Here is a 19,748-nt window from a genome sequence, read left to right on the forward strand (position 1 = left end):
GCCGGTCTGCTCCATGACGGCCACCCACCGCACCGGCATCGAGGAACTCGAAGCCCGCATCCTGTATTCCGCCGATGCGGCGCTGCTGTTGGGCGGCGTGCCGATGGCCGATGTGCGCAGCGTGGACACGGCCCGCAGCGATGGAGCCGAGGCCGCTGCCGCCGTGCAGCAGGCCCGCTGGCTGGTGGTCGATCGCCGGGTCGAGGACTGGGATCTGGTGCTGGCGGACCGGCAGGCGCAGGCCACGGCCGATGCGCCGGCGCCGTCCGTGCTGCTGATCGACGGCGGCGTGGACGGGCTGGCCCGGCTGGCCGAGCTGCCGCCGGACGCCGAGGTGCTGCCCTGGTTCGACGCGGATGGTCGGCGCTGGCTGGGCGCTGCAGCGCTGGACGATGTCCTGCCCGATGTCCTGCCCGAGAGTCAGCCGGAGGCTGTGGCGACGGCCGTGTCCACCGTGTCCGCCGTGTCGGAGGACTGGCAGGCCGAGGTCCGGCACGAACTGGTGGTCATCGACGGTGGCATCGACGGCGCTTCGCAGCTGGCGATGATGTGGTGGTCCCGGGCGACGTCGGCCTGCCAGATCGAGGTCGTGGTGACCGATCCGCTCGCCGACGGCCTGGCGCAGGTCTCCGCCTTGCTGGCGAGCCGGCAGAACCTGTCGGCGGTGCACCTGGTCAGCCACGGCGACACGGCATTGCTGCAGCTGGGGCGCACCGCAGTGGATGCGGCGCTGCTCGCGGCGCGGGCCGAGGAAGTGGCCGGCTGGCGCCAGGCGCTCACCGACGACGCTGACCTGCTGCTCTACGGCTGCGATGTGGGGCAGGGGCTGGACGGGGCGGCTTTTGTCCACCAGCTCGGTAACCTGACCGGCGCCGACGTGGCCGCCAGCACCGACCTGACCGGCTCGGCCGAGGCCGGCGGCGACTGGGAACTGGAGCTGCAGACCGGCCGGATCGATGATTCCGCCCGTTTCGAGCCCACCGCGCAGGCGCTGTGGCAGGGCACGCTGGCGACCTACACCGTCACCAATCTGAACGACTCCGGCGCGGGTTCCCTGCGGCAGGCCATCACCAATGCCAACGCCAATGGCGGTGCGGACACCATCGCCTTCAGCACCTTCGGCACCATCAACCTGGCCAGCGCGCTGCCACAGATCACCGGGCGGGTGACGATCAACGGCACCAATGGAGGCGTGCCGGGCATCGTGCTGCACGGTGGGCACAGCGTGACCACTGGGCTGGATTTCCAGGCGGGGAGCGACTCCAGCGTCCTCCGTGGCCTGGTGCTGCACTCGTTCACCGGCGCGGGCATCGCCATCTCCGACAGCAGCGGCGTCACGGTCGCAGGCAACTACATCGGCACGGATGTGAACGGCAATTTCTCGCTGGTCAACGGCATCGGGGTGAACCTGTTCAACGCGGCCAACACCCGGATTGGCGGCACCGTGGCCGCCGACCGGAACGTGATCTCTGGCAACGGCAACATCGGCGTCAACATCGTCGGTGCTGGCTCTGTCGGCACGGTGGTGCAGGGCAACTACATCGGCACCAATGCGGCCGGCTCGGCGGATGTGGGCAACACCTGGCACGGTGTCTTCGTCAACGCTGTCAGCGGGGTGACGATTGGCGGCAGCGTGGCGGGGGCCGGCAACGTGGTGAGCGGCAATGGCACTGGCATCACGCTGGAAAGCAGCGCCACGGGCAATGTGGTGGCCGGCAACACCGTTGGCCTGAACGCCGCTGGCACCGGCAGCCTGGCCAATGCCGACGCCGGCATCCGCGTGCTCGGCTCGTTCAACACCATCGGCGGCACGACCACTGCGGCCCGCAATGTTGTCTCGGGCAACACCACGTTCGGCATCAACCTGTCGGGTGCCAGCGCCATGGGCAACACTGTGCTCGGCAACTACATCGGCACGTCGACCAGTGGCAACGTGGCACAGGGCAACGGGCAGGACGGCATCCAGATCGACACCGGCGCCAGCAACAACACCATTGGCGGAACAGTTGCCGGCGCGGGCAACATCATTGCCGGCAACAACCAAAGCGGCATCGCGGTCGAAAACGCTGCCAGCACCGGCAACCAGATCTTGGGCAACTGGATCGGCGTAGGCAGCAACGGCAGCACGGCAGTCGCCAACAGCCAAAGCGGCATTCATGTCGCCGGTGCCACGGGAACGCTCATTGGCAACAGCACGGCCGCCGGCCGGAATGTGGTGACCTACAACACGGGCCGCGGCATCTACGTGGATGCTGCCGTCAACACCGGCATCCGGGGCAACTGGGTGATCAGCAATGGGCTGAGCGGTATCACCGTGGACAACAACTCCAGTGGCGCGGTGATTGGCGGCGACACGCAAGCCAGTGCCAACTTGATCGTCGGCAACAGCAATGACGGCATTCTGGTCACCGCCAATGGCAGTAACACCGCCAGCATCCTGGCCAACAACATCTACAGCAACGTCCAGCGCGGCATCGATCTGGGCGACAACGGTTACGACAGCAACGACAACCTGGACCCGGACACGGGGCCCAATGGGTACCAGAACTTCCCTGTGCTCAGCAGCGTCTCTGGCGACACGTCGGGAACCACGGTGAATGGCAGCCTGAATTCGACCGCCGGCCACACCTTCCGCATCGACTTCTATTCAAACCGCCCCGGCAACACCGACGGCACCAACGGCGAAGGCGCGCGCTGGCTGGGCTTCACCACCGTCACCACCAATGGCAGCGGCAACGCCAGCATCAACGCCTCGCTGGCCGGCGTCTACGTCAACCACGGCGACCGCGTCACCGCTACGGCCACGCGTGACCTGGGGGGGGGCAACTACGGTGGCACGTCTGAATTCGCGGCCAACGTCACCGCCAACACCAGCGGCGTGGTGGTGGTGGACACCACCAGCGACACCAGCGACGGCACCACCACCAGCATCACGGGTCTGGGCAATGCGCGCGGTGGCGACGGGCGCGTCAGCCTGCGCGAAGCCATGGCGGCGGTCAACAACACGACCAACGGGGCATCGCCCGACCGCATCGTGTTTGCGATTCCGACCAACATCGAGTCGGCCAACATCAACACCGCCTTGCTGACGCCCAGCATCACCCTGGGCTCGGCTTTGACCACGATGACGCAGGCCGTGGTGATCGACGCCACCACCGACAACAGATTCGCCGCCAGCGGCAACCGGCCGGCCATCGTGCTCGACGGCGCCAATGTGGTGCAGGACGGCCTGCGCCTGTACACCGGCGCCGATGGCAGCACCGTGCGCGGCCTGATCGTGCAGCGCTTCACCCAGGACGGCCTCGACATTTCCGACAGCGGCGGCCACACCGTGGCCGGCAACTGGTTCGGCGTCGGCACGGACGGCGTCACCGCCCGCGGCAACCAGCAGGGCGTGAACATCTGGAATTCGAACAACAACGTGATCGGCGGTGACACTGCGGCCGACCGCAACCTCATCTCCGCCAACACGGGCACCGGGGTGTGGATCGGCGGGGGCGCCACGGGCAACCAGATCCGAGGCAACTACATCGGCACCACCGAAGGCGGTGATGCGGCGCTGGGCAATGCCGTCAACGGCGTCCTGATCGAGTCCGCCGGCAACACGGTGGGCGGCACCACCGCCGGCCAGCGCAACGTCATCGCCGCCAACGGCAGCGCCGGCGTCAAGCTCGGCACGGCCTCCGCCACCGGCAACGTCGTGATCGGCAACTACATTGGCACCGACCTGACCGGCACCACCGACCTCAACGGGGCCGCCCAGACCAATGGCGTCAGCGGCGTGGTGATCATGGGCGGTGCCAGCAGCAACCGCATCGGCACCAATGCGGACGGCACGAACGACACCGCCGAGCGCAATCTCATCTCCGGCAACAACTGGTACGGCGTCGAGATGGTCGGCACCGGCACCGCCAGCAACGTCGTGCAGGGCAACTACATCGGCACGGATGTGACCGGTCTGGTCGCGCTGGGCAATGCACAGGGCGGGGTCGCGTTCTGGGGCGGCGCCACAGGCAACCAGGTCGGCTCTGGCCTGACCGGGGCGGGCAACGTCATCTCGGGCAACGAGACCGGCGTGCTGGTCGCCAACGGCAGCACCAACAACCGGGTGCAGGGCAATCTCATCGGCCTGGGTACCGACGGCAGCACCGCCGTCGGCAACACCGGCGCCGGGGTGTACCTCTACAACGGCGGGTTTGCGCTCGCGGTCACCGGCAACCTGATCGGCACCAATGCCGACGGCAGCACCGACGCCGCCGAGCGCAACGTCATCTCGGCCAACTACAACGGGGTTGCGCTGGCGGATGCCGAAATCAGCGGCAACACCGTGGCGGGCAACTACATCGGCACCGATGCCACCGGCCTGCTGGACCGGGGCAATACCTTCGACGGTGTCCAGATCACGGGCGGAGCCAATGCCAACACGGTCGGCGGCACGCTGGTCGCGCAGCGCAACGTCATCTCGGGCAACGGAGACAACGCGGTCAAGATCGCCAGCGAGGCGTCCGACGGCAACACCGTCATCGGCAACTGGCTCGGGCTGAACGCTGCCGGCACCGGCGTGCTGGGCAACAGTGGCGACGGCATCTTCATCAGCGGCGGTGCCGACAACAGCGTGATCGGCGGCACGGGGGCGAACAGCGGCAACTGGATTGCGGGTGCCGGTCTGGTCGGCATCGAAATCGACGGCGCTTCGTCTGGCACCCTGGTCCACGGCAACCGCATCGGCACCGATCTGGCCGGCACGGCCAACTGGGGCACACAGCAGAACGGCATCCTGGTGGAAAACGGGGCGACTAGCAGCCAGATTGGCGGTACCGCTGCCGGGGCCGGCAACGTCATCGCGTTCAGCGGCCAAGGCGGCACCTGGACCTCGGGCGTCAGCATCAGTGGCAACAGCACGACCGGCAACGCGGTGCTGGGTAACACGGTCTACAGCAATGTCGGCCTGGGCCTCGACCTGGGGAGCGCCGGTGTGCGGGCCAACGACACCGGTGATGCCGACTTCGGACCGAACAATCTGCAGAACTTCCCGGTGCTGAACACGGCACGCACCGACGGCAGCACACAGCTCCTGCTGACCGGCACGCTCAACAGCAGCGCCAGCAGCTACTACCGCATCGAGTTCTTTGCCAACACCAGCCAGGACGCCACCGGCTACGGCGAAGGCCAGCGCTACCTCGGCTACGCCAACGTGGCCACCAACGCCTCGGGCAACGCCACGATCAGCACGACCCTGAGCGCCAGCGTGGCGGTGGGCGAGTCCATCAGCGCGACGGCGACGAAGAGCGACGCGACCTACACGACCTTCACCGACACCTCCGAGTTCGCGCGCAGCATCGCCGCCGTGTCCAGCGCGCAGGCGGTCATCACGGTGGATACTGCCGCCGACACCAGCGATGGCGACACGAGCAGCCTGAGCACGCTGCTGGCGAACAAGGGCGCAGACGGCTTCATCAGTCTGCGCGAGGCGATCACGGCGGCCAACAACACCGCCAATGGCAGCAGCGCCGACAGGATCACCTTCGCCATCGCCGGCACGGGTGTCCACACGATCACGGTGGCCACGGCGCTGCCGTCGGTCACTGGGGCTGTGGTGCTGGACGCCTCCACGGACGACAGCTTCGCCGCCAACGGCCAGCGTGCCGCCATCGTGCTCGACGGCAACGGGATCAGTGCGTCAGGTCTGACACTGGCGGCCGGGTCCGGTGGCAGCACTGTCCGGGGCTTCAGCCTGGTGGACTTCGGCCTGTACGGCTTGAACATCGATGCGGGCTCGGATGGCAACACGGTCGAAGGCAATGTCATCGGCCTGCTGGCGGACGGCAGCACCGCCGCCGCCAACAACCTGGGCGGGCTGGCGGTCCAGTCCTCGAACAACACGATCGGCGGCACGACGACACTGGCCCGCAACGTGCTGTCCAGCAACGTGAACGCGGGCGTGTGGCTGGCGGGCTCCAACAACGTGGTGATCGGCAACTACATCGGCACCGATGCCACCGGCACGCTCGCCCGTGGCAACGCCCAGGACGGCCTGTTCATCCCCTCTGGCGCCAACAACCGCATCGGTGGCACCTCGGCCGCCGAACGCAACATCATCTCCGCCAACACGCGACACGGATTCGAGATCTTCGGCGCCGGCACCTCCGGCACGCTGGTGCAAGGCAACTACATCGGCACGGACGTGACCGGCACACAGGCGCTGGGCAATTGGGCGGGCGCTTTCTGGTTCGGCATGGGCACCAGCCAGCACACGGTGGGGGGTACCGCCACCGGCTCCGGCAACCTGATCGCCAACAACCTTTCCTGGGGCAACGACGGTGCCATCAGCGTCGAGGCTGACGTCAGTGGCATCGCGGTGCTGGGCAACTCGATCGTCGGCAACGCCGGGTTGGGGATCGACCTCGGCATGGACGGCGTGACGGCCAACGACACTGGCGACGGTGACACCGGCGCGAACAGCCTGCAGAACCGGCCCACGCTGACCTCTGCCACCCTCACGGCCACGCAAATCACCCTCAACGGCAGCCTGAGTTCAGGCCTGAACACGCTGTACCGCCTGGAGTTTTTCGCCAACGCCACGGGCGACGCCAGCGGCAGCGGCGAGGGGCAGACTTACCTGGGCTACAGCGTGGTGAAGACCGATGGTGCTGGCAGCGCCGGTTTTTCTGTCGTCCTCGACCAGGCCGTGGCCGCAGGCCAGGCCATCAGCGCCACCGCCACCAACCTCAGCACCGGCGACACCTCAGAATTCGCTGCCAACGTGATCGCCAGTGGGCCCAACACCGCGCCCAGCTTCAGCAACAGCGATGGCAAGGTGGTGCAAGACCTGGGCGGCGGCACGTCTGACTTCACCCTCGGCATGGCCAAGCAAGCCGACGGCAAGCTGGTGACCGTGGGCTACACGCAGGCCGCCAACCAGGAGTTGGCGGTGCAGCGCTGGAACGTGGACGGCACGCTGGACACCAGCTTTGGCACCGGCGGGCAGTTCACGCTGGCCATCGGGCTGTCGAACGATTTCGCCACCGCCGTGAAGGTGCTGGACGACGGCAAGCTGGTGGTGGCCGGCCAAACCTTCAACGGCAGCATTTTTGTCTCGGCGCTGGTGAAGCTCAATGCCGACGGAACGCTGGATACCAGCTTTGGCGGCGGCGACGGCGTAGCCACCGGCAGCAACTCTGTGTCCAACCAGTCGGGTTCACTGGCCATCCAGACCGACGGCAAGATCTTGCTGGCTGCGGGCAACAGCGACTTTGTGGTGCAGCGCTTCAACGTCAACGGCAGCGTGGACGCCAGCTTTGGCACCAGCGGCGTGGCCGCCATCGACCTGGCCGGCAGCACCGACTTGGCACGCAGCATCGAGGTGCAGACCGATGGCCGTCTGGTGGTGGGCGGCACGGCGCTGAACGGCGGCCAGTTCGACTTTGCCGTGGTGCGGCTGCTGGCCAATGGCAGTCTGGACACCAGCTTCAACGGCACTGGCATGCGGCTGCTCGACATCGGCACCAACAGCAGCGACATGGCCTACGCGATGGCGCTGCAAAGCAACGGCGCCATCGTGCTGACCGGCTGGAGCGACGCCAGCGGCAGCACCACCTTTGCCACCGTGCGCCTGACCAGCGCCGGCGCGCTGGACACCAGCTTCAACGGCACCGGTACGGTGACCACGGACATCGGCGCCGGCAGCGAACTGGGCGTGACCGTGGCCGTGCAGGCCGACGGCAAGATCGTGATTGCCGGCCAGGCCGGCAGCAACGGCAACGACTTTGCGCTGGTGCGCTACACCAGCGCCGGCGCGCTGGACACCACGTTCAACGGTACGGGCCGGGTGAACACCGACTTCGGCAGCAGCAGTGACGACCGCGGTGCCGCCCTGCAACTGCTGGCCGACGGGCAGATCGTGCTGGCCGGCACCAGCAACCTGGGCGGCAGCTACAACCTGGCCATCGCCCGCTACAACAGCGCGGGCGCACTGGACCGGGGCTTTGACGCCGGCAACGCGGCCTACACGCTGGGTAACACCATCGCCTACGCGGAAAACAGCGCTGCGGTGGTGATCGACAGCAACGCCACAGTGGTGGACCGGGAGCTGTTCGCAACCGACAGCTTCAGCGGCGCCACGCTGACCCTGGCGCGCAATGGCGGCGCCAATGCGCAAGATGTGTTCAGCGCCACGGGCACGCTGAGCGCTATCTCGGCTGCCAGTGGCAACGTGGTCCTGAGTGGCACAACCATCGGCACCTATACGAATTCGGCTGGCACGCTGGTCTTCACCTTCAACGCCAGCGCCACGAATGCGAGGGTGAACTCGGCGATGCAGCAGATCGCCTACGCCAACAGCAGCGATGCGCCGCCCGCCACCGTGCAGATCAACTGGACCTTGAACGACGGCAACACTGGCGCGCAAGGTACCGGCGGCGCATTGGCCGTGGTGGGCAGCAGCACAGTGAACATCACGGGCGTCAACGACGCCCCGGCGCTGGACCTGTCCGGTGCCCAAAGCCTGCCCACCAACGGCAGCCGGGTGTTCAGCGCGGGCAACGGCAACGCGCTGACCGTGAGCGATGTGGATAACGGTGCCGGCCTGCTGCAGCTGACGCTGTCGGTATCCACCGGCAGCTTCACCTTGGCCAGCATCAGCGGGTTGGTGTTCAGCACGGGTGACGGCACCGCCGATGCCAGCATGGTGTTCACCGGCAGCCAGACCAACATCAACGCTGCACTGAATGGCGCCAGCTACCAGCCACCGGCCAACTACAACGGCAGCGCCAACCTGAGCCTGACCGTGAACGACCAGGGCAACACTGGCAGCGGCGGTGCGCTGCAGGCCAGCGGCAGCGTGCTGATGCAAGTGGGTGCGCTGCAGTTTCAACAGGGTGCGAACAGCTACAGCGGCGCGCAAGACGTGCGCATCGTCAGCGGAACGCCCAGCACCAACTACGGCAACGAAACCGCGATCTACCAAAACGCTGGCGAACAGGTGCTGATTCGATTCGACAGCCTGTTTGGCAGCGGGCCAGGACAGATTCCGGCGGGCGCCACCATCACCTCGGCATCGCTGACGCTGTACCTGGACAACATTGGCACTGGCAGCGCCACCATGCACCAGTTGCTGGGTCTGACATGGAACCAGGCCACCGCCACCTGGAACAGCACTGGCAACGGCGTGCAACTGGACGGCGTGGAAGCAGCGGCTACGCCCGTCAGCACTCTGGCCAGCAACAGCAACGGCTTCAACACCTTTACTGGCCTGGAGACCAGTCTGCAGAGCTGGGCCGACGGCACCACCAACCAGGGCTGGGTGATCAACAAAGCCGGCAGCGACTGGCGCTACCACTCGTCAGAAAACGCCAGTGCCGCGCTAAGGCCCTACCTGACGGTGAGCTACACCACGCCCACCGCACCCGTGGTCAGCCCCACGGGTGGCAGCGCCGCCTACACGGAGAACGCAGCAGCGGTGGCGGTGGATGCTGGCCTGCTGCTGACCGACGCCGACAGCACGCTGCTGACAGGGGCCAGTGTGCAGATCACCACCGGCTATGTGGCGAGCCAGGACCTGCTGGGCTTCATCAGCCAAAACGGCATTTCCGGCAACTGGAACGGCACCACAGGCCTGCTGACGCTGAGCGGCCAGGCCACGCTGGCGCAATACCAGGCGGCGCTGCGCAGCGTGACCTACGTCAACAACAGCGAAGCGCCCAGCACGGCCACGCGCACGCTGGAATTCACCGCCACCGACGCTTATTCCACCCTGACCAGCGCGGCTGCTACGCGCACGCTGACGGTGACGGCGGTGAACGACGCGCCCGCTTTCACCGGTCTGGACGGCACGCCGAGTTCCACCGAAAACGCAGCGGCCGTGGTGCTGGACGCCAACGTCACCATTGCCGATGCCGAACTGGGCGCAGCCGACAACTTCAACGGCGCCACGCTGACCTTGGTCCGCAACGGAGGGGCCAACGTCTCGGATGTGTTCTATGCGACAGGCACCCTTCGGGCGCTCTACGAGGGCGCCGCCCTGAACCTCAACGGTACTGTCGTCGGAAGTATCACGACCAATTCGAATGGCACGCTGGCGCTGATCTTCAATAGCACCGCTACGGGGGCCAACGTCAATGCCGTGATGCAGCAAATCGGCTATGGCAACAACAGTGACACGCCGCCAGCCAGCGCGCAGATCGATTGGCTCTTCAGCGACGGCAACAGCGGCCCCCAGGGCAGTGGCGGGGCGCTGACCACGCTTGGCAGCACGACCGTGAGCTTCAATGCCATCAACGATGCGCCGACATTCGGTCCTAACCTGATCACCAACGGCAGCTTCGACACCGATCTCGGTGCCTGGACCGTATCCGCCAGTGTGACCCGCCTGTCCACAGGCGAGCTGACCTTTGGTGCTTCCGACCAAGTCGGCCCGCACACGGCATCGCAAGTGCTGGCCACGCAGGCGGGGGTCACCTATGCGCTGTCGTTCGACTACCGCGACGGCAACAACACGCGGAACCAGTCGTTGCAGGTGGCGGTCGATGGCGCAGGCAATCTGCTGACGACAGGCCAGATCGTCACCAGCGTACCGAGCTCGGATGCCGTTCGTTATACCTACACCTTTACGGCTAATTCGGCGGCCACCACGATCACGTTCACCGACACATCCGACACTGCGGGCGTGGCCGACGGCTCGCTTTATGTCGACGGTCATCTCGACAACATTGCCGTGCGCCAAGTGTCTGGTACCTTGAGCGCCGCGAACTATGCAGAAAACGGCGCTGCCGTGGTGCTGCAGCCGGTAGCCCAGGTTTTCGATGCCGAGCTGACGGCAGCCAACAACTTCAACGGCGCCACCCTCACCCTGGCGCGCAATGGCGGCGCCAACAGCCAGGACGTGTTCAGCGCGACCGGCACGCTGGGCTCGATCAGCGCTGCCAGCGGCAACCTGGTGTCGGGCGGTGTCACCATCGGCACCTATACGAATTCGGCTGGCACGCTGGTCTTCACCTTCAACGCCAGCGCCACGAATGCGAGGGTGAACTCGGCGCTGCAGCAGATCGCCTACGCCAACAGCAGCGATGCGCCGCCCGCCAGCGTGCAGATCGACTGGACCTTCAGCGACGGCAACACAGGTGGGCAGGGGAGTGGTGGCGCGCTCGCGGCCACGGGCAGCACGACAGTGATGGTCACCGCCGTCAACGATGCACCGGTGCTGACGCTGTACGCCCCGTCCTATGCCACCACGGAGAACGCGGTTCCGTTCGTGGTGTCCGTGGCGACCGTACTGAACGGCCACTTGAGCGATGCCGATGCGGGCGCAGCAGGCGGGCTGGCGCTGTACGCGCTGGCGGGCAGCGGGGGGGACTTTTCCTACAGCCTGGACGGCGGCACCAGCTGGAACAGCGTACCGGCGGTCGCCCCTGGCTCGGCCTTGCTACTGCGCGCGACGGACCAGATCCGCATCCTGCCTTCCACCACGAATGGCGGCACGGTCCTGCTGGACTACCGGGGCTGGGACCAGACCAGCGGCACGGCCGGCACGCTGGCCGACGCCACCACCGTGGGGGGGGCCACCGCCTTCAGCGCGGCCAGCGAACGCGCCACCGTGACCATCACGTCGGTCAATGACGCCCCCGTCCTGTCCGACACGCCGCTCACGCTGAGTGTGGCCGAGGACGCCGGGCTGCCGTCCGGCGTGGTCGGTGCGCTGGTGGGCGCATTCACTGGTGGCACCGGCGATGTCGACACTGGCGCGGTCCGGGGCATCGCCCTCACGGCCACGGACGAGACCCACGGCGCCTGGTACTACAGCACCAATGCGGGCGCCAGCTGGACAGGCGTCGGCGCGGTGAGCGACAGCGCGGCGCTGCTGCTGGCCGACAACGGGGCGACGCGGCTGTACTTCGCTCCGACCGCCAACTTCAGTGGCAGCAGCCTCGCCGCCCTGACGCTGCGCGCCTGGGACACCACCAGCGGTAGCGCGGGCACCAAGGTGTCCACGGCCAGCAACGGCGGCACGACCGCGTTTTCCAGCGCCACCGACACCGTGGACGTCACCGTCACGGCCTTCAACGATGCCCCCGTGGGCCTCTACGTCGTGCCCGGCGTGACGGGGGCCAATCTGGTGGCGGTGTACGGCTTCGACACCACCGCCCAGCCGGGGCGTGACGATGGCTCCGGCCACCTTGACATGGCGCTGTCCGGCAACCCGGGCAGCACCACCGCGGTCGATGGCTCCCAGGCCTTGCAGCTGTCGGGGGGGCAATACGGGACCGTGCCGGGCTTTGTCAGCGGCGGGAGCATGAGCTTCGCCGCCGAGGTGCGTTTCGACACCACGGGCGACTGGCAGCGGGTGTTCGATTTCGGAGAAGCCGACAGCGGCGGGATCGGTGCGATCTATGTCGGCCGCATGGGGATCAGCAACGACCTGACCTTCACGATCGAGAAGAGCGGCAGCTACGACTACCGAGCTACCGCCGTCAATGTCATCACCGACGGCGTGTGGATGCACTTTGTCGCCACCGTCGATGGCAGTGGCGAGATGAAGCTCTACATCAACGGCACCCTGACCGGCACCGGGACCGGCGTGGTGCCCGAAACGGGCGTGCGGCCCGTCCAGTACGTGGGCAAGTCGAACTGGAGCGGCGACGCCGCCTTCGAGGGCGCGATCGACCACTTCGTCATCGCCCAGGGCGTCTTCAGCGCCCAGGACGTGGCCACGCTCTACCAGCAGTCCCAGGGTCTGCACGTGGACGAACTCGCCACCACAGGCACCGTGTTGGGAACCGTGGCTGGCAGCGATCCGGACGCCGCGGCACCGGGCAGCTACAGCCTGATCGACGACGCAGGCGGTCGCTTCGCCATCGACGCCAGCACGGGCACCCTCACTGTGGCCGATGGCAGCCGGCTGGACTTCGAGGCCGCTGCCCGCCACGACGTGACCGTGCGCTTCACCGACAGCGTTGGGGCTTCGCTCGACGTGGTGCTGAGCATCCACCTTCGGGCGGTGAATGAGGCACCCGTGTTCAGCGGACTCGGCGGCAGCGTCGGCTACACGGAAGGCGCGGCCGGCGTGGCGCTCGCGCCGACCGCCTCGCTGGCCGATGCCGAACTGGGCGCGGCCGATGACTTCACCGGCGCCACGCTGACGCTGGCCCGCCAGGGCGGCGCCAATGCCGAGGACCAGCTCGCCTTCGACGGCACGGTGGTCACCGTCAGCGGCGCCAACCTGTTTGTCGGTGGTACCCAGGTTGGCACCTATGTCTTCACCGGCGGGCAGCTCGATGTCACCCTGAGCAGCGGTGCGACCCAGGCGCGGGTGGACACGCTGCTGCGCCACATCGTCTACTGGAACAGCTCGGACACCCCGCCCGCCAGTGTGCGGATCGACTGGACCTTCCGCGACGGCAACACCGGCGCGCAGGGCACTGGCGGCTCGCTGACAGGCACCGGGCACACGGTGGTCGTGATTGCGGCGGTCAGCGATGCTCCAGTGGTCACGGTGTCGGGATCCAGCGGCACCTATGTCGAGAACGCTCCAGCGCTCTTCGACGCGGTGGCCACCGTCACGGATGTGGACTCGGCCGATTTCGACGGCGGTGTCCTCGCCTACATGGTCACGGCCAACGGATCGGCCAGCGATGAACTGGCCATCCGCGACGAGGGCACCGGCGCCGGGCAGATCGGCCTGTCGGGCAATGACGTGACCTACGGCGGCGTGGTCATCGGCACCCACGCCGGCTTCGGCAACGGCAGCACACCGCTGGTCGTGACCTTCAACAGCAACGCCAGCGTCACGGCCGTGCAGGCCCTGCTGCGCAACCTGACGTACCGCAACAGCAGTGACGACCCGGGCAGCGCCACCCGCACGGTACAGATCGACCTGAGCGACGGCGACGGTGCCAGCATCACCCCGATCGTGGGCACCATTGCCCTCACGCCGGTCAACGACGCACCGGTGATCACCAGCCTGGGTGGCGGCGCCACGGCGGCGCTGAGCCTGGCTGAGAACACCACAGCGGTGGTCACCGTGACGGCCAGCGACGTGGACCTGGGTGCAGCCTCGTTCAGCTACAGCATCACCGGCGGCGCGGACGCTGCCCGGTTCACGATCGATGCGGCCACGGGTGTGCTGAGCTTCCTCGCCGCACCGGACCACGAAGCCCCCGGCGACGCCAACACCGACAACGTCTACGACGTGACGGTGCAGGTCAGCGATGGCAGCCTGACCGACACGCAGGTGATCGCGGTGACGGTCACTGCGGTCAACGACAACACGCCGGCCATCACTTCGGGCAGCGCGGTCAGCGTGGCCGAGAACACGACCGCCGTGATGACGGTGACGGGAACCGACGCCGATCTGCCGGCGCAGACCCTGACGTTCAGCATCGCCGGCGGCGCGGACGCGACTCGCTTCACCATCGACGCTGCCACAGGCGCACTGAGCTTCCTGGCCGCGCCGGACCACGAAGCGCCGAGCGATGCCGACACCGACAACGTCTACGACGTGACAGTGCAGGTCAGCGACGGCAGCCTGACGACCTCGCAGGCGATCGCCGTGACGATCACCCCGGTCAACGACAACGCGCCCGCCATCACTTCGGGCAGCACGGCCAGCATTGTCGAGAACACGACCGCCGTGATGACCGTGACGGCAACGGACGTCGATGTCCCCGCCCAGACGCTGACGTTCAGCATCACCGGCGGCGCGGACGCGGCCCGGTTCACGATCGACGCGGCCACGGGCGTACTGAGCTTCCTCCCCGCACCGGACCACGAAGCACCGGGCGATGCCGACACCGACAACGTCTATGACGTGACGGTGCAAGTCAGCGACGGCGGCCTGACGAGCTCGCAGGCGATCGCCGTGATGGTCACCGCGGTCAACGACAACGCTCCGTCGATTACCTCGGGCAGCACGGCCAGCGTGGCCGAGAACACGACCGCCGTGATGACGGTGATGGCGACCGATGCCGATCTGCCGGTACAGACGTTGACGTTCAGCATCACGGGCGGCGCGGACGCTGCCCGGTTCACGATCGATGCGGCTACGGGTGTACTGAGCTTCCTCGCCGCACCGGACCATGAAGCCCCGAGCGATGCCAACGCCGACAACGTCTATGACGTGACCGTGCAGGTGAGCGATGGCAGCTTGACGACCTCACAGGCAATCGCGGTGACGGTCACTGCGCTCAACGACAACACGCCGGCGATCACCTCGGGCAGCGTAGTCAGCGTGGCCGAGAACACGACGGCCGTGACGACGGTGACGGCCACAGATTCGGATCTGCCGGCGCAGACGCTGACGTTCAGCATCATTGGCGGTGCCGACGCTGCCCGGTTCACCATTGATGCAGCCACAGGCGCGCTGAGCTTCCTCGCCGCGCCGGACCATGAAGCCCCGAGCGACGCCAACGCCGACAACGTCTATGACGTGACCGTGCAGGTGAGCGATGGCAGCTTGACGACCTCACAGGCAATCGCGGTGACGGTCACTGCGCTCAACGACAACACGCCGACCATCACCTCGGGCAGCGCGGTCAGCGTGGCCGAGAACACGACGGCCGTGACCACGGTGACGGCGACGGATGCCGATCTGCCGGCGCAGACGCTGACGTTCAGCATCATTGGCGGTGCCGACGCTGCCCGGTTCACGATCGACGCAGCCACGGGCGTGCTGAGCTTCCTCGCCGCACCGGACCACGAAGCGCCGAGCGATGCCAACGCGGACAACGTCTACGACGTGACCGTGCAGGTCAGCGACGGTAGCCTGATCGACACGCAGGCGATCGCGGTGACGGTCACTGCGGTCAACGACAACACGCCAGCCATCACCTCCGGCAATGCAGTCAGCGTGGCCGAGAACACGACGGCCGTGACCACTGTGATGGTGGCCGATGCCGATCTGCCGGCACAGACGTTGACGTTCAGCATCACGGGCGGCGCGGACGCTGCCCGGTTCACCATCGACGCAGCCACAGGCGCGCTGAGCTTCCTCGCCGCGCCGGACTACGAAGCGCCGAGCGATGCCAACGCGGACAACGTCTACGACGTGACGGTGCAGGTCAGCGATGGCAGCCTGACGAGTTCGCAGACGATCGCCGTGACGGTCACCGCGGTCAACGACAACACGCCGACCATCACCTCGGGCAGCGCGGTCAGCGTGGCCGAGAACACGACGGCTGTGACGACGGTGACGGCAACAGATTCGGATCTGCCGGCGCAGACGCTGATGTTCAGCATCACCGGGGGCGCTGATGGCGACCGATTCACGATCGATGCAGCCACGGGTGTCCTGAGCTTCCTCGCCGCACCGGACCATGAAGCCCCGAGCGATGCCAACGCCGACAACGTCTATGACGTGACGGTGCAGGTCAGCGACGGCAGCCTGACGAGTTCGCAGGTGATCGCGGTGACGGTCACTGCAGTCAACGACAACACGCCGGCCATCACCTCGGGCAGCGCGGTCAGCGTGGCCGAGAACACGACGGCCGTGACGACGGTGACGGCGACGGATGCCGATCTGCCAGGGCAGACATTGACGTTCAGCATCACCGGTGGCGGGGACGCTGCCCGGTTCACCATTGATGCAGCCACCGGCGCGCTGAGCTTCCTCGCCGCACCGGACCACGAAGCGCCGAGCGATGCCAACGCGGACAACGTCTACGACGTGACGGTGCAGGTCAGCGATGGCAGCCTGACGACCTCGCAGTCGATCGCGGTGACCATCACTGCGACCAACGACAACACGCCGACCATCACCTCGGGCAGCGCGGTCAGCGTGTCCGAGAACACGACAGCCGTGACGACGGTGACGGCCACAGATTCGGATCTGCCGGCGCAGACGCTGACGTTCAGCATCACCGGGGGCGCTGATGGCGACCGGTTCACGATCGATGCAGCCACGGGTGTCCTGAGCTTCTTGGCTGCGCCGGACCACGAAGCCCCGAGTGACGCCAACGCCGACAACGTCTATGACGTGACCGTGCAGGTGAGCGATGGCAGCTTGACGACCTCACAGGCAATCGCGGTGAGGGTCACTGCGCTCAACGACAACACGCCGGCGATCACCTCGGGCAGCGTAGTCAGCGTGGCCGAGAACACGACGGCCGTGACGACAGTGACGGCGACGGATGCCGATCTGCCGGCGCAGACGCTGACGTTCAGCATCATTGGCGGTGCCGACGCTGCCCGGTTCACGATCGACGCAGCCACGGGCGTGCTGAGCTTCCTCGCCGCACCGGACCACGAAGCGCCGAGCGATGCCAACGCGGACAACGTCTACGACGTGACGGTGCAGGTCAGCGATGGCAGCCTGACCGCTTTGCATGCGATCGCGGTGACGGTCACTGCGGTCAACGACAACACGCCGGCGATCACCTCGGGCAGCGCGGTCAGCGTGGCCGAGAACACGACGGCCGTGACGACGGTGACGGCGACGGATGCCGATCTGTCGGCGCAGACGCTGACGTTCAGCATCATTGGCGGTGCCGACGCTGCCCGGTTCACGATCGATGCGGCTACGGGTGTACTGAGCTTCCTCGCCGCACCGGACCATGAAGCACCGAGCGATGCCAACGCCGACAACGTCTATGACGTGACGGTGCAGGTCAGCGATGGCAGCCTGACGACCTCGCAGGCGATCGCCGTGACGGTCACTGCAGTCAACGACAACACGCCAGCCATCACATCAGGCAGCGTAGTCAGCGTGGCCGAGAACACGACCGCCGTGACGACGGTGACGGCCACAGATTCGGATCTACCCGCGCAGACGCTGATGTTCAGCATCACCGGCGGCGCGGACGCTGCTCGGTTCACGATCGATGCAGCCACAGGCGCGCTGAGCTTCCTCGTCGCGCCGGACTACGAAGCGTCGGGCGACGCCAATGCCGACAACGTCTATGACGTGACGGTGCAGGTCAGCGACGGCGGCCTGACGAGCTCGCAGGCGATCGCCGTGATGGTCACCGCGGTCAACGACAACACGCCGGCGATCACCTCGGGCAGCGCAGTCAGCGTGTCCGAGAACACGACGGCCGTGACGACGGTGACGGCCACAGATTCGGATCTACCCGCGCAGACGCTGATGTTCAGCATCACCGGGGGCGCTGATGGCGACCGGTTCACGATCGACGCAGCCACGGGCGTGCTGAGCTTCCTGGCCGCACCGGACCACGAAGTGCCGAGCGACGCCAACGCCGACAACATCTATGACGTGACCGTGCAGGTCAGCGACGGCAGCCTGACGAGTTCGCAGGCGATCGCCGTGACAGTCACTGCAGTCAACGACAACGCGCCGCGGTTCACGTCCGACTGGGCGACGCCCGATGTGTCGATCATGACGCCCGAGGGTGAGCGCTGGTCGGCCGCCGTGTCCGTGGCCGATGCCGATCTGCCGGCGCAGGGGCTGCGCTTTGACATCAGCGGTGGTGCGGATGCCGCACTGTTCGAGCTTGATCCGGTCACTGGACTGCTCGGATTCCGGCCGATCGCCGATGCCGAGTCGCCGCAGGATGCTGACCAGGACAACGCCTACGAAGTGGAGATCACCGTGGGCGATGGCGAGTTCACCGTGCGCCGCACCCTCACGCTGTTGATCGCCAACGTCAACGAAGCCCCGGTGCTGCTGGCCAGTCAGGTGTCGGTGGGGCAGGGCGGACGGGTGACGCTGGACGCCAGCATGCTGACCAGCACTGACCCTGACACTGACGCCACTGCACTGGTCTACACCGTGAGCGACGTCCAGTCTGGCGCGTTTGTCCGTGTCGCCGCGCCGGATCAGGCCATCGACCGTTTCACCCAGGCCGAGGTGCTGGCCGGCAAGGTGGTGTTTGTCCAGTCGGGCGCAGGCCCCGATGCCACCCGCTTTGACCTGACGGTGTCGGATGGTGGCTGGACGGTCGGTCCCCGGCGGGTGTCCGTCCAGGTGCAGCCGGCGGCTCCCGTGCCGACACCGGTCACCGAGTTGCCTCCCGTGCTGGAGGCTGCATTCATCGTGCCCGTGCAGGACAGCAACCGCATCGACGAGCCGCTGACCGGGGCGGCGGACAGCCGGGTGCGGCTGGACCAGATCATGATCGAGATCGCAGGCAATGGGCGCTTGGCCCCTGCGGTCAGCGAGGACGTGGCGAGCAGCGACAGCCCGGTGATCGCCGCCACGCAGTCCACGCCCACCACCACGCCGGTGACCTCCACCACTGCCGGCCCGGCGCGCCGCATCGGCCCGATGCCCGACCTGCTGCCGGGCGCGCGCGCCACGCCGTATGCCGACGCCGAGTCCTCTTCGGTGGTCCCGGACCTCTCACGGTTGCCGGCCAGTGACCTGCTGGTGATGCTGGACGTGCCGATCGACCTGAGCGGTTTCCTGCAGGAGCGCATGGCACTGCTGCAGTGGGCCTCGCTGGAGGAGCGTTCGCGGGCGGCTGTCGAATCGGCCCAGCAGCAGCAGGGCCGTGACCAGACCCCTGCCTTGCGCTGGGACAGCGGCGACACCGTGCAGGCCGGTGGCATGGCGTTGTCGGTCGGGCTGGTGTTCTGGGCGACGCGGGCCAGCGGGTTGATCGCGAGTCTGGCCGCCGTGGCGCCGCCGTGGCGCCAGTTCGATCCGCTGCCAGTCCTGAGCGTCCATGCGCCGCGTCAACCCGAAGGGACTGAAGTTGAGTGGCTGGACACCGATATCCCGGGATCGCTGGCCGATCTGGCGGAAGACATGCTGGACCACCGAACCTGAACACTGACCGCTGAACGCGATAGACCCCATTGCT

General features: G+C 67.2%; 1 protein-coding gene. It reads left to right on the forward strand.

Going from position 1 to position 19,748, the window contains the following annotated elements:
• Positions 1 to 13: 13 nt before the first annotated feature.
• The gene (locus U5O44_RS18250; protein ID WP_322589824.1) at positions 14 to 19,714 is read left to right on the forward strand and encodes a cadherin domain-containing protein; all 19,701 of its coding nucleotides are present in this window, start codon (positions 14 to 16) and stop codon (positions 19,712 to 19,714) included.
• Positions 19,715 to 19,748 lie beyond the last annotated feature (34 nt).

The sequence above is a fragment of the Sphaerotilus sp. genome (genome assembly GCF_034519685.1).
Classification (GTDB): Bacteria; Pseudomonadota; Gammaproteobacteria; order Burkholderiales; family Burkholderiaceae_C; genus Sphaerotilus.

What these genes read in the sequence shown, in the direction of transcription:
- U5O44_RS18250 (WP_322589824.1), top strand. Translation starts at nt 14, where the DNA reads ATGACGGCCACCCACCGCACCGGCATCGAGGAACTCGAAGCCCGCATC.